General features: G+C 54.5%; 14 protein-coding genes. 11 read left to right on the top strand and 3 right to left on the bottom strand.

Annotated elements, in window-relative coordinates; translation table 11 throughout:
• The first annotated feature begins 9 nt into the window (after positions 1-9).
• The 9 genes from HU175_RS14275 (at position 10) to HU175_RS14235 (ending at position 7,146) form a co-directional block, all read left to right on the top strand.
• Positions 10-462 (top strand): cupin domain-containing protein, encoded by a 453-nt coding sequence (locus tag HU175_RS14275; RefSeq protein WP_176567240.1) that lies wholly within the window; start codon positions 10-12, stop codon positions 460-462.
• Between the two features lie 27 nt (positions 463-489).
• A complete protein-coding gene (locus HU175_RS14270; protein ID WP_228724164.1) occupies positions 490-930 on the top strand; it encodes a putative quinol monooxygenase in 441 nt (146 codons plus the stop codon).
• Complete coding sequence (locus HU175_RS14265; protein ID WP_176567239.1) at positions 927-1,502, top strand: sugar O-acetyltransferase; 576 nt, start codon at positions 927-929, stop codon at positions 1,500-1,502. The genes HU175_RS14270 and HU175_RS14265 overlap by 4 nt, the downstream gene beginning before the upstream one ends.
• 133 nt (positions 1,503-1,635) lie before the next feature.
• A complete protein-coding gene (locus tag HU175_RS14260) occupies positions 1,636-2,271 on the top strand; it encodes a (2Fe-2S)-binding protein (RefSeq protein WP_176567238.1) in 636 nt (211 codons plus the stop codon).
• Complete coding sequence (locus HU175_RS14255; RefSeq protein ID WP_176567237.1) at positions 2,268-3,287, top strand: FAD binding domain-containing protein; 1,020 nt, start codon at positions 2,268-2,270, stop codon at positions 3,285-3,287. The genes HU175_RS14260 and HU175_RS14255 overlap by 4 nt, the downstream gene beginning before the upstream one ends.
• Positions 3,288-3,289: 2 nt before the next feature.
• Positions 3,290-5,533 (top strand): xanthine dehydrogenase family protein molybdopterin-binding subunit, encoded by a 2,244-nt coding sequence (locus HU175_RS14250; RefSeq protein ID WP_176567236.1) that lies wholly within the window; start codon positions 3,290-3,292, stop codon positions 5,531-5,533.
• Between the two features lie 89 nt (positions 5,534-5,622).
• Positions 5,623-6,192, top strand: coding sequence for a hypothetical protein (locus HU175_RS14245; protein ID WP_176567235.1), 570 nt, complete (start codon positions 5,623-5,625; stop codon positions 6,190-6,192).
• A gap of 93 nt (positions 6,193-6,285) precedes the next feature.
• Positions 6,286-6,423: a hypothetical protein gene (locus tag HU175_RS14240; protein ID WP_176567234.1), complete on the top strand. Its 138-nt coding sequence runs from the start codon at positions 6,286-6,288 to the stop codon at positions 6,421-6,423.
• A 27-nt stretch (positions 6,424-6,450) separates the two neighbouring features.
• Positions 6,451-7,146, top strand: a complete 696-nt coding sequence (locus tag HU175_RS14235) for a helix-turn-helix domain-containing protein (protein WP_176567233.1) — start codon at positions 6,451-6,453, stop codon at positions 7,144-7,146.
• A 74-nt stretch (positions 7,147-7,220) separates the two neighbouring features.
• Here HU175_RS14235 and msrB read toward each other — a convergent pair whose 3' ends face one another.
• The 3 genes from msrB to HU175_RS14220 form a co-directional block, all read right to left on the bottom strand.
• The gene (msrB, locus tag HU175_RS14230; protein ID WP_176567232.1) at positions 7,221-7,691 is read right to left on the bottom strand and encodes a peptide-methionine (R)-S-oxide reductase MsrB; all 471 of its coding nucleotides are present in this window, start codon (positions 7,689-7,691) and stop codon (positions 7,221-7,223) included.
• Positions 7,692-7,807: 116 nt separating this feature from the next.
• Positions 7,808-9,382, bottom strand: a complete 1,575-nt coding sequence (locus tag HU175_RS14225; protein WP_176567231.1) for a glycoside hydrolase family 30 protein — start codon at positions 9,380-9,382, stop codon at positions 7,808-7,810.
• Positions 9,383-9,697: 315 nt separating this feature from the next.
• Positions 9,698-10,564 carry an SDR family oxidoreductase gene (locus HU175_RS14220; protein WP_176567230.1) on the bottom strand — a complete coding sequence of 289 codons (867 nt, stop codon included), beginning with the start codon at positions 10,562-10,564 and terminating at the stop codon, positions 9,698-9,700.
• A gap of 182 nt (positions 10,565-10,746) precedes the next feature.
• Between HU175_RS14220 and HU175_RS14215 the strand changes: the two genes are divergently transcribed.
• Both HU175_RS14215 and HU175_RS14210 read left to right on the top strand, forming a co-directional pair.
• Positions 10,747-11,154, top strand: a complete 408-nt coding sequence (locus HU175_RS14215) for a winged helix-turn-helix transcriptional regulator (RefSeq protein WP_176567229.1) — start codon at positions 10,747-10,749, stop codon at positions 11,152-11,154.
• A 97-nt stretch (positions 11,155-11,251) separates the two neighbouring features.
• Positions 11,252-12,295: an NAD(P)-dependent alcohol dehydrogenase gene (locus HU175_RS14210; RefSeq protein ID WP_176567228.1), complete on the top strand. Its 1,044-nt coding sequence runs from the start codon at positions 11,252-11,254 to the stop codon at positions 12,293-12,295.
• Positions 12,296-12,397 lie beyond the last annotated feature (102 nt).

Genomic DNA, 12,397 nt, shown 5'->3' with positions numbered 1-12,397 from the left:
GAAAGCACCATGAAACACTTGTTTTTCAGTACGTTGTTGGCCATCGTCCTGTCGATTCCTTCATTTGCCCAAACCGGGGTCCTCTTTCCCAGAGGTGAAGAGGCAAAGACCGCCCATCAAGTCGGCCAAATCTGGCTTAACGAGTTAAGCCCGGCCGACAGTACGTTCAGCTACAGCACGACAATGGCCACGTTTGCGCCCGACGCCCGGTTGCACTGGCACTCACATCCGGGTGGTCAGATTCTGCTTTATACCGAGGGCGAGGGCTACTACCAGGAGCGGGGCAAGCCCCGGCAGACCGTCCGTAAAGGGGATGTCATCAGATGCCAGCCGGGTATCGAGCACTGGCACGGCGCTACACCCACGAGTGGCGTTACGTACATCGCAACTACACCTACGCAGAAAGGCAAAACCATCTGGTTCGGGCGGGTAGCGGATGCCGACTATTCGGGCAATAAGTAAAATGATTACAACAAAAAATCGCCAGTCATGAACCGTCGCTGTAGTGGTATCTCCGCATTTAAACCGCTTTTTCCCTTACTAACCCTACTGCTGTTAATGATCGGTCAAAGCAAAGCTTCGGCGCAGCAGACGGACAGGATGGTACGCATCGCTGAAATCGAGATCAATCCCGCTGATCTGGAAACGTACAAAGCCATTCTGACGAAGGAAGCGGCAGCATCGGTACAGCTGGAGCCGGGCGTCATTTGTATCTTCCCGATGTATCTGAAAGACAGCCCGACCACTCTACGGCTACTGGAAATCTACGCCAGCCGGGCCGCCTACGAAGCGCACATCAAATCGCCCCACTTCCAGCACTACAAAACCGCAACGCTGTCTATGGTCAAGTCGCTGAAACTGGTGGAGATGACCCCGCTTGACCCAGCCACGATGCCGCTACTCTTCAAAAAGCTAAGAGACGAAAAATGAGCGATCAGAGCAATGAATCCGCTGTTCTTCAGCGATTACGGACCGGTAAGCCATTCCGAAAGGATGACCCGCTGTACGCTCAGTTTGGTGCCATAGTAGCGCGCAGCATCCGGCGCTGTGTCGAGATGAACGCGCAGGCCACCGAACTCGATCAGGTACGTAGCAAACTAAGCGAGATCATCGGCAGCGAGATCGACGCATCGACGACGATCTTCCCGCCCTTCCATACCAATTTTGGCCGCTTTATCCGGCTGGGTAAAAATATCTTCATCAACCACGCCTGCTCGTTCCTCGACATTGGTGGTATCACGATTGAAGACGATGTGCAGATTGGGCCACGCGTTAACCTGACGTCGGAAAACCACCCGCTGGCCCCCGCCGACCGTAAGACGTTGCTCCTTCAGCCTATTGTGATCAAGCGGAACGCCTGGATTGGTGCCGGGGCCACGATTCTACCGGGCGTTACTGTCGGCGAAAACGCCATCGTTGCTGCCGGAGCCGTTGTTAGTCGGGATGTCCCCGATAACACAGTCGTGGCGGGGGTACCGGCGAAGATTGTCAAGACATTGTAGTCGATCGCGTATTTAGGCCAACAGATCGCTAGAGTTACCGGGGCAAATTGGTTGCAGGCCGTAACCGATAGGGGTAACAATTCGTTACAACTATAGACTATTCTGACTAATCGGTTGGTATAAACGAAACACTATGACTGATCAGCAACACCCTGACGAATCAGCGGAAAATTCAGGCGCATCGCGCCGGGATTTTCTGAAGCAATCGTCGATAATGGCGGCTTTCGCCATGACGCCCCCGGCCGCCGTGACGGCCGTCGAGAAGGGGCTGCACGAAAAAGTAGCGACCCGCTTTGAGCAGATGCCGCTCCGGGTTACAATCAACGGTACGGCGCAGCAACTGAACATCGAACCCCGCGTTACGCTACTCGATTTGCTCCGCGAACAGCTCAACCTGACCGGCACCAAAAAAGGCTGCGACCACGGCCAATGTGGGGCCTGCACAGTCCACGTCGACGGTACGCGGGTGAACGCCTGCCTGACGCTGGCGATGACCACCGAAGGCTGCAAAGTCACGACCATTGAAGGACTGGCCAACGGCGATCAGCTGCACCCGATGCAGGAAGCGTTCATCAAACACGATGGCTTCCAGTGCGGCTATTGCACCCCCGGACAGATCATGTCGGCGGTGGCCTGCATCCGCGAAGGGCATGCCGACAACCCCGACGAAATTCGGGAGTACATGAGCGGCAACATCTGCCGGTGTGGCGCGTATTCCAACATTGTCGACGCGATTATGGACGTAAAACAGGGAGGGCAAAAGGTATGAATCCGTTTCAATTTACGCGGGTCACGACCCCCAAAGCCGCAATTTCGGCAGTTACAAAGGAGAGCGGCACGTACTTCCTGGCGGGTGGCACCAACCTCATCGACCTGATGAAGCGGGAAGTCATCATCCCCGAACGGCTGGTCGACATCAACAAGCTGCCACTGGCGACGATTGAGAAAACGGCGACCGGTCTGCGGATCGGTGCGATGGCCAAAAACTCGACCGTAGCCGAGCACGAGCTGGTCAAGAAGAATTTTCCGTTGCTGTCGCAGGCCCTGAACGCAGGGGCGTCGGCCCAGTTGCGGAACATGGCGACGGTGGGCGGCAACATGATGCAGCGCACCCGTTGTTCGTATTTCTACGATAACACCATGCCCTGCAACAAACGCAGTCCTGTGCAGGCCGGTCCCGACAAGGGCGAACCCAACGGCCCAACGGGCTGCGGAGCCATCGGTGGTTACAACCGGATGCACGCCATTTTCGGTACGTCGGAGAAATGTATTGCCGTTCACCCCAGTGATATGTGCATTGCGCTGGTGGCACTCGACGCGACGGTGAACGTATCGGGACCGAAAGGCGACCGCAAAATCCCGTTCGTCGACTTTCACCGTCTGCCGGGCGATGCGCCACAGAAAGACAACACGCTGCAACCGGGCGAACTGATTATGTCGGTCGATTTGCCGATGAACGAGTTTGCCAAAAATTCGCATTATCTCAAAGTGCGTGATCGGGCATCGTACGCCTTCGCCTTGATTTCAGTCGGTGTGGGCGTCGATATGAAAGGTAAGACAATCCAGGATGTCCGGCTGGCGATGGGTGGCGTAGCGCATAAACCCTGGCGGCTGACCGAAGCCGAACAGTTTCTCAAAGGTAAACCTGCTACGGAAGCTAACTTCAAACAGGCGGCTGCGCTGGCGATGAAGGGAGCCAAAAGCTTCGGCGAAAACGATTTTAAACTAACGATGGCACCCAACTCCATCGTAGAGGCCCTGAAAACCGCCACTAAAACCGCCTGACCATGAACAAAGACACGAAAAACCCGCCCATCGACCGGGTTGACGGGCGGATGAAGGTGACCGGTGGGGCCAAGTACTTCGCTGAGTTCACCATGCCCAGCATGACCTACTGTGTCATTGTGGGCAGCGACATTGCCAAAGGCGCGATTGCCAGCATCGACACCAAAAAGGCGGAGAACGCGCCGGGTGTCGTTGGTGTGTTTACGCATCAGAATATGCCCCCCATTCCCGGCTGGGACGCCCCGGCGCAGGGAAACGGCAACGGACCACCACCGGGCCCACCGTCGGGTGGGGAGAAATACCGGATTCTGCACACAAAGGAGATCCTGTTCGACGGACAGCCCATCGCGATGGTCGTGGCCGATACCTTCGAGCGGGCCACCTACGCGGCCTCGCTCGTGAAAGCAACGTACAACAAGCAAACGCCCAAAACCAATCTGGAGAAGAATCTGGAGAAGGGGGTAACGCCCAAAGGCGAACGATTTGCGGACTACGTACGCGGTACCGCTGATGGGTACAAAACGGCCCCGGTGACGCTGGAAGCCAACTATACGTTGCCTACCGAGGTGCATAATCCGATGGAGATGCACGGTATTCTGGCGCACTGGGACAGCGACGACAAGCTGATGATTTACGCCAAAACGCAGGGCGTAAAAGCAACGCAGCGGGCCATGGCGCAGGCGTTCAAGATTAGCCCCGACAACATTCACGTTCATACTGAATTCATGGGCGGGGGCTTCGGTATGGCGCTCCGCACGTGGCCCCAGGAAACCGCCGTCGTTGCCATTGCGCGAAAAATTGGCCGGCCGGTAAAACTGGTCATGACCCGCTCGCAGATGTTTACGCTGGTGGGGCACCGGCCTTACACAGTGCAGACGATTAATCTGGGGGCCGACAAAGACGGCAAACTCATTGGGATCGCCCACGCGGCTACCGGCGAAACGGCCAGCTATGAGGACTTTACGGAGGGCACCGTCGGTATGACCAAGTTTATGTACGACTGCCCGAACGTGAGCACGCGCTACAAAATCGTCCCGCTCGATCGGGGTGTGCCCATCTGGATGCGCGGCCCGGGCGAAGCAACGGGTGCGTTTGCCCTCGAATCGGCGATGGACGAGATGGCGCACAAGCTGAACCTCGATCCGATCGAATTTCGTCTGCGCAACTACACCGAAACCGACCCCGAACACAACCGGCCCTATTCGGACAAAAATCTGAAAGAGGCTTATCAGAAAGGGGCCGACGCTATCGGCTGGACCAAGCGCAGCAACCAGCCCGGCAACAACCGCGACGGCGACTGGCTCGTGGGTTACGGTATGAGTTCGGGGGTGTTCAACGCCAGCCGGGGACAGGCCACCGCCCGCGCCATCCTGAACGCTGACGGTACGCTGACAGTACAGTGCGCCGTAACCGACATCGGACCGGGAACGGGTACGGCAATGGCGATGATCGCGCATAACGTGCTGGGCGTACCAGTCGACAAGATCAAGGTGGAGTACGGCGATACGTCGTTACCCAACGCGCCGATGCAGGGTGGCTCGACCATCACCTCGACGGTCGGTTCGGCGGTTCACGACGTTTGTACGGCCGTCAAAACCGCCCTTGCCGAGCTGGCAACCAAGCCCGGAACACCCCTCGCTGGTAGTAAACCCGCCGACCTGACCCTTGCCGATGGTATGCTTTATCTCGAAGCCGACCGCAGTAAAAAAGTCGCCGTGGCCGATCTGATGCGTAGCAGCAGCCAGATGACCATCGATAAAACGGTACAGTCGAAAGGCGGGGAGGAGCACGAGAAATACTCAATGTATTCGTTCTCGGTGCATTTCGTGCAGGTTCGCGTTCACCCCGTAACGGGCGTGGTTCGCGTGTCGAAAGCGGTCAGCGTCGCCGACTCCGGCCGGATTGTCAGCCCCAAAACGGCGGCCAGTCAGATGATTGGGGGCGTAGCCGGTGGTATTGGTATGGCGCTGACCGAAGAAGCCGTCATCGACCACCGCTACGGCCGCTACGTCAACAACAACCTCGCCGACTACCACGTTGCCGTCAGCGCTGACGTTCCCCACACGGAGACCATCGTCATTGACAAACCCGATCCGTACATCAACCCGATGGGAGCGAAAGGGATGGGTGAAATCGCCTTGATCGGTTTTGCTGCTGCCGTAGCCAACGCCGTCTTCAACGCCACCGGCCAACGCATCCGCACCCTACCTATCACCCCTGACAAGGTTATGCAGAAGCTGGTGTAGGTCATCGCGTTTCAACTTCACTCCGCTGTCGCTATCTTTACGAAAGTAGCGGCAGCGGAGTTTTTGTTATCCACTAATCGATAAAAGAAATGAATATTGATAGCAGTGCAATTGCAAACTTTATATCAGGAATCTCATTAACTGTATCGACTGTCACGCTTTATTTCTTTATCCGAGACCGTAGCAAGCAAAAATACGCTATTGCAAACGAGTATACGAAACAACTTCTAGAATGGCATAGCATGACTGTTGAAGTCTTAATTAAACTCAGGTCATGTTCTGCGGAGAATAAAGAAGATTTATTAAGCAGACTTTCTACCCAGATAGAAAAAGGTCGATTTTATTTTCCAAACATAAATAAAGATGACGGTTTCGGCCTTGAGAAGCCTACCGCTTATCAAGGCTATAGAAACCTAACTTTAGATTTTCTGGTATACTCTTATAACCTCTTTAATAAGAAGAATTGCCAAGACTTTCACGATCACGCTGTCATTCTACAACGTGAATTCACTTCAAACATATTCCAAATTTTACGGCCTAAGGAGTTATTAAACGAGATAAAATTTTTGACAGACAAGTTTTACGCATCGAACGAAATATTTGAGGATTTTCTTTCCAAAGAAGCTAATGCTCAGATATTTACTCACCATAAAAGTTGACCTGCATTTCCCATTTGACATATATCAATCCCTATAAATATAATATATACGTAAACCATCGTCATCGACAAACATGACCCCTATATCAACCCGATGGGGGCCAAAGGGCTGGGCGATTTTGCCCTAATCGGCTTTGCCGCTACCGTCGCCAACGCGGTCTTCAATGCCACCGGCCAACGCATCCGCACCCTGCCCATCACCCCCGATAAAGTGATGCAGAAGCTGGTGTAATCCGTTGCGTTTCCATTCTACTCCACTGTGACTATCTTCACGAAGGTAGACGAACAATATACGATCGGGCCGGGCGAGTGCTGGTTTGCCAAACGGAACCATCTGGCCCGGTACGTAAAATACCGCGACAACGGTCGGTTCGATACGCTCTCGGTTTTCTTCGATCAGCCCTTCCTGAAGACACAACAACACGCCATCCAGGCATTGACTGATGGGGCTGACAATGAGGCTCTGCTGCGTATTGAACCAACCGATCAGTTAATGGAGCTGGTTAACCGGCACACGTTGCCGGTACGTATTTACCCACACGTAGATGCTACGCTGCTGACGGAACGGTCAACTTTTTTAGACGCTATTATACAGGCCCACCTACCCTGTCTGCTACGCTGTTTGACTTCAGCGACCCGCATAAGATTGACCTTCAACCGTTTTATTCTTCGTAATTTCCGGTTCAACGTTAGTCTACGGCGGTTTAGCTACATAATAGGTCGCAGCCTGACCGTTTTCAAACGCGATTTCCAACGGGTCTTCAATGAGTCGCCGGGTCGTTGGCTCCTGGAGAAACGGCTGCAGGAAGCCCGCTTTCTAATCGAGGTAAATCGGCAAAAAGTAAGTGACGTTTACCTGACAGTTGGTTTTGAAGACCTGTCGCATTTCTCCTACGCATTTCGCAGGCGTTTCGGTCAGTCGCCCCGGCAGCTAGGGCAATCTGTAATCCCTTAGCTTTCAAGACAAAACTCCCTGAATTGGCACGTTATTAGCCAATTCAGGGAGTCTATCAACCAGGCTCCTGACAATTACTCCGTCGAGTTATCGGGCTCGAAGTCGAGGGAGACCGAGTTCATGCAGTAGCGTTGGCCGGTTGGGGCGGGGCCGTCGTTGAAGATGTGGCCCAGGTGTGAATCGCAGCGGCCACAAACCACTTCCACCCGGCGCATCCCGTAGGAGTTGTCGGTGTGGTAAACCACGCTGTCGGGGCGGTCGGCCTGGAAAAAGCTGGGCCACCCGCAGCTACTGGCAAACTTGGCGTCGGAGCGGAACAGCTTGTTGCCACACACGGCGCAATAATACGTACCCAGTTCGTCGGTGTTCCAGTATTTGCCCGTAAATGCCCGTTCAGTGCCCTGCTCCCGCGCGACGGCATAGAGGTCGGGCGGCAGAATTTTCTTCCACTCGGCATTCGACACGTCCAGATGGGTGTGGTCGGTATGGGAATAGTACGGGTTGGCGCTATGGCCAGATAACTGGTCTTTTTCAGTTGCATTCATTGTCGTAGCAGTTAACTGTTTATCTATAAACCCGAACCCGATACGAAAGTTGGACAGGACATTTTACGTACTTCTCTCGGACCAACTTTGACCTAAACAGTTGAGCAACAAGTTGCTCAACTGTTTAGGTCGCCCACCAACGTAACGATACTCCTGGCGGGAATGCTCGTCCTGTTTGCGTTGGGGGTCGCGGGCGTTAAATCAGCTGTGGCCGACGTAACATATTGGCGAACGTTGGAAAGCCGACCCGACAGTAACGAAGGTTTGACGGCTAAATCGTTGTTAGTGGGATTGATCGCAACGATGACCAGCTTACTGTCCGTGTTTTTGTAGGCCGACACCAGCAGCCCGTTGCCTGACTCGGGCGTCGCGTCGAGCCGGACTGCGCCCGGACGAATAAAGCGGCTGTAATGGCCCAGTGCCCACAGCATCTTCGACGGCTGATAACGACCATCGGTTTTGCTTTTGTCGATATAAATCAGCCCGTCTTTGTAGTTGTATGGCGAAATCGCCAGCCACCAGTGCCAGGCCGATGCGTTGGCGTTGACCAGATCGGTGTGGATCACCTTCGCGACGTAAAGTGCCGGGTCAATCCCCAATTCTTTTCCCGACCCGTTAATTTCCCCGCCGTTGTCGCCAAGAATGCAGTATTCCGACATCCAGTAACTTAAACCAGGAGTCTTGTTTAGCGAATTGAGCACTGTTTTACGGATATCAGCTGCCTTGTCGTACGGCGACGTGGTGAAGTAACTATGCGCAGAAATTGACCGGGTCAGGTTGGGCAGGTCGCCGAGATAGTCAGGGGAAGTCTTGTCAAAGAACGCCCTGGCTTGCTGACCTTTACCCTGACGGTTATGATCGGCGTATAGAAATTCGAGTTGCCCCGCTTCGGCTACATTGATTTTCGTAGGCAACTGGTCGACTAGCAGGGCGTTGCTCAGCGCACGGGTGATTCCGGCAATCTGGTTGTTGTAAAAAGGACTCCCTTCCTGCCCACCGTCGCTCCAGTCCCACTGCGGCTCGTTGACGGGGCTGATGTAGTTGAACGTAATCCCCGTTTTGGTGCGAAGCCCTTTCAGAACACTGCTCATATAGTGACCGTACCGGTCGAACTGATCGGGATTCAGATTGGGGATTTTATTGCTGGCGTAGCCTTTGCCATTTGCGGTGTACGCCACCGGTGGACTGTTAGGAAAAGCTAGAAAATTCTCGACGCCCCGTTGTTTGGCGGCCTGTAGAAACCACACCTGGCCAGCCTGTTTGTTCCAGTTATACGTACCGTCAGGATTCAAAAACGACTCGGCCCGGCGCCACTCGTCGCGAATGCCACTGTCTGTACCCTGCTCGGCCGTGCCTGCTCCAATATTGAATCGCCACAGCGACAAACCAATTCCTTTGGGCTGCCCGCTGGGGAGGAAGTCACGACTGAACAGCAGGTCGGCAATGGCGTTACGTTTGACATCGGGCCACTGCCCTACAAATTGGCAGGCCCAGGCGTCCGACGCGCCGAAATGTTCCATCGTCTGGTACGTTTTGGCCGGGTCGACGCGAATCGTAATTATTGGATCAGAAACCGATTTGCTCGATGAGCTGGTTGACAGACCGGTTTGGCAGCTAGAGAAGAGTAGCGGAAGCGAACCCGCCAGCAACCAGCGAGTAACGTGTTTACGGATTGCAGAAATCAATAGCATTGATAAGTGGTTCAGTAATGAGCAGATGACGGCATTCGGCATCCTTCTGCCTCCTGATTATAAGGCTGACGGTCCGAAAGATACTTATTCTCAACATTTAGCTCACACCCGCCCGTCGGACGTAACGTTTAGCGCTTAGCTAGTTTTCCTATTTCAGACTGGGAAACTTTCTTCGGGATGCGTTTGAACGCATCCCTTCTGTCACTTATCTGCATTTGCCTGCCAACGTATTGTCCTGATTAGTAAATGGTCCAGCCCCAAACGCTCGCTTTGAGAGCCGGGGCCGGATCAGACTATTCGATAGAAATAGCTTAGTTAGCCCGCGAAGTACGTAGCCTGCAAATAGTCTTTCAGCGACGTCGGTTTGCGGCCAAGCAGTTGTTCCAGCGTCGTACCGGGCATGTCGAAGTCGTTCTTACCGATGGCGTTGGCAAACCCGATCACGAAACCGATACCCCCTTCCGGTACGCCCGCTTTCTTCATCACATCAGTGAATACGTTGTTGGGCGCATCGGTGTAGGCGACATTCTTTCCCGCCAGTTCCGACAGCAGCGCGGCCGCATCAGCCATCGACCAGCTTTCCGTATTGACAAGTTCATAGGTCTGGTTGTCGTGCCCCTCACCCGCCAAGACGTTGGCAGCGGCTTCGGCCATATCCAGCCGGGTAGCAAACGGCACCCGCCCCTGCCCGGCCGGCAGGAAAATGCCCGTTTCCAATACGTGCGGCCCGAAGAACTGAGGGAGCACGTCGCTATACAGTCCATCGCGCAGGAAAATGTAGTTCAGACCCGAGTTCTTCAGGTTTTCCTCCGTTGTGAAATGGTCGCCCATGAAATCCTTCAACGGCGACTGATCGAGGTGCTGCATGGTCACGCCGGTATAAGCAACCCGCGTTACGCCCGCTTCCTTGGCGGCATTGATCACGTTCAGGTGCTGCCCGACACGATCGTTCAAATCGCTCGTCGATACCAGCAATACGGTGTCGACGCCCTGAAACGCCTGCACCAGCGACGCATAATCGTGGTAGTTGCCCACGCGTACGCTAACACCCTTACGTTGCAGATCAGCGGCTTTGCTGGCGTCGCGCACCAGCACGGCCACCTGATCGGCCGCTACTTTTTTCAGGAGAAAATCAACGACGGCACCGCCTAGATGGCCGGTAGCTCCGGTTACAAGAATCATGGTAATTGTAGTTAACTGGTTTGACGATACGACAGCGACGCTTTTACCGGTGTTAGTCTGAGACCATTCAACCGGCTGGCAACGCGCCGTTTCTTTTTATGTCACAAAGGACTTATCTTTGGTTTACTTTTGAAAGTAGTTTCCAAAAGTAAAGTAGTTTCCCCCGAGAAAGTACCTAATTTATGAGCCAGAAAAACCCCGACGAGTTTCGATTCACCCCTCACTGCCATGAGCAGCTGCGTGCTATCTACGACACACTTGACCTGGTCAGCGGCAAATGGCGCATAGCCGTCATCAGCTCACTGAATTTTCTGGGTGAATGTCGCTTCGGTGAGCTGCAGCGCATTGTCGATGGTATCGGGGCCAAGATGCTGTCGCAGGTGCTGAAAGAACTGGAAGATAACGAACTGGTGATTCGTACGGTACACGATACCAAACCCGTAACGGTTTCGTACAAGCTAACCGACTACGGCCGGACGCTGGAAAAAATCATCGAGGAAATGGCGAGCTGGGGGCTCAATCACCGCCGGCGTATTCTGGCCGACCACCCGGTTGACATGGTGCCCGAAGCAGAAACGTTGACCGTCTGACCGCCAGCTCATTAACGTTTCTCTGTACTTAGTTCTAAACGCTTACTGGTAAAGTCTGGTTGACTAGATGGTTTTACCACTAAATACCCAACCAGCTATGATTGCCGCAAAAGGCTATGCCGCGCAGGATCCCAAGACACCCCTGGGGCCCTTTTCTTTCGACCGGCGCGAACCCGGTCCGCACGATGTACAGTTCGACATTTTGTACTGTGGCGTGTGCCACTCCGATCTCCACCAGGTTCGCGACGAATGGGGTGGCTCCATTTTTCCGATGGTGCCCGGCCATGAAATCGTCGGGCGCGTAACGGCCGTCGGTAGCGACGTCAGCAAGTTCAAAGTAGGCGATCTGGCGGGCGTCGGCTGTCTGGTCGATTCGTGCCGCCACTGCGAAAACTGTTCCGACGGTCTGGAGCAGTACTGCCTCAACGGCCACTCGCAGACCTATAATGGTACCGAGCAGGACCACAAGACGCCGACCTACGGCGGTTACTCCAACGTCATTGTTGTCGATGAAGCCTTCGTGCTGCATGTCGACGAGCGGCTCGATCTGGCGGCCGTAGCCCCACTGCTGTGCGCCGGTATCACGACCTATTCGCCCCTGCGCCACTGGAAGGTGGGTAAAGGCCACAAGGTAGCCGTACTGGGTCTGGGTGGTCTGGGGCATATGGCCGTTAAGTTTGCGGCCTCATTCGGTGCCGAAGTCACGGTACTGAGCACGTCGCCCGGTAAGGAAGAAGATGCCAAACGGCTCGGCGCCCACAAGTTCGTGGTGACCAAAGATCCGGAGCAGCTCAAGGGTGTTCAGGGCTATTTCGACTTCATCATCGACTCCGTATCGGCCGCCCACGACTATAACATGTATCTGGGCATGCTGAAAACCGACGGCGTACACATCTGCGTGGGTGCCCCCCCGACGCCATCACAAATCGTTGCGTTCAGTCTGATTCCGGGCCGCAAGAGCCTGGCCGGATCGATGATTGGCGGGCTGCCCGAAACGCAGGAAATGCTCGACTACTGCGCCGAACATAACATCACGTCCGACATCGAACTGATCGATATGAAAGATATCGAAACCGCCTACGAACGCATGCTCAAAGGCGACGTTCGCTACCGGTTTGTGATCGATATGAAGACGTTGTAGTGGCCCCATCCCCGGCGACCGCTGCCGGGATAACCTTGCAGGAGTTTTCAGAATTTCAAGCAGACTAGCTTTTAAGTAACGCTTATCTACCCCTAAATCCCC

The organism is Spirosoma sp. KUDC1026 (assembly GCF_013375035.1).
GTDB lineage: Bacteria > Bacteroidota > Bacteroidia > Cytophagales > Spirosomataceae > Spirosoma.
This window is presented reverse-complemented; position numbering and strand designations above follow the sequence as displayed.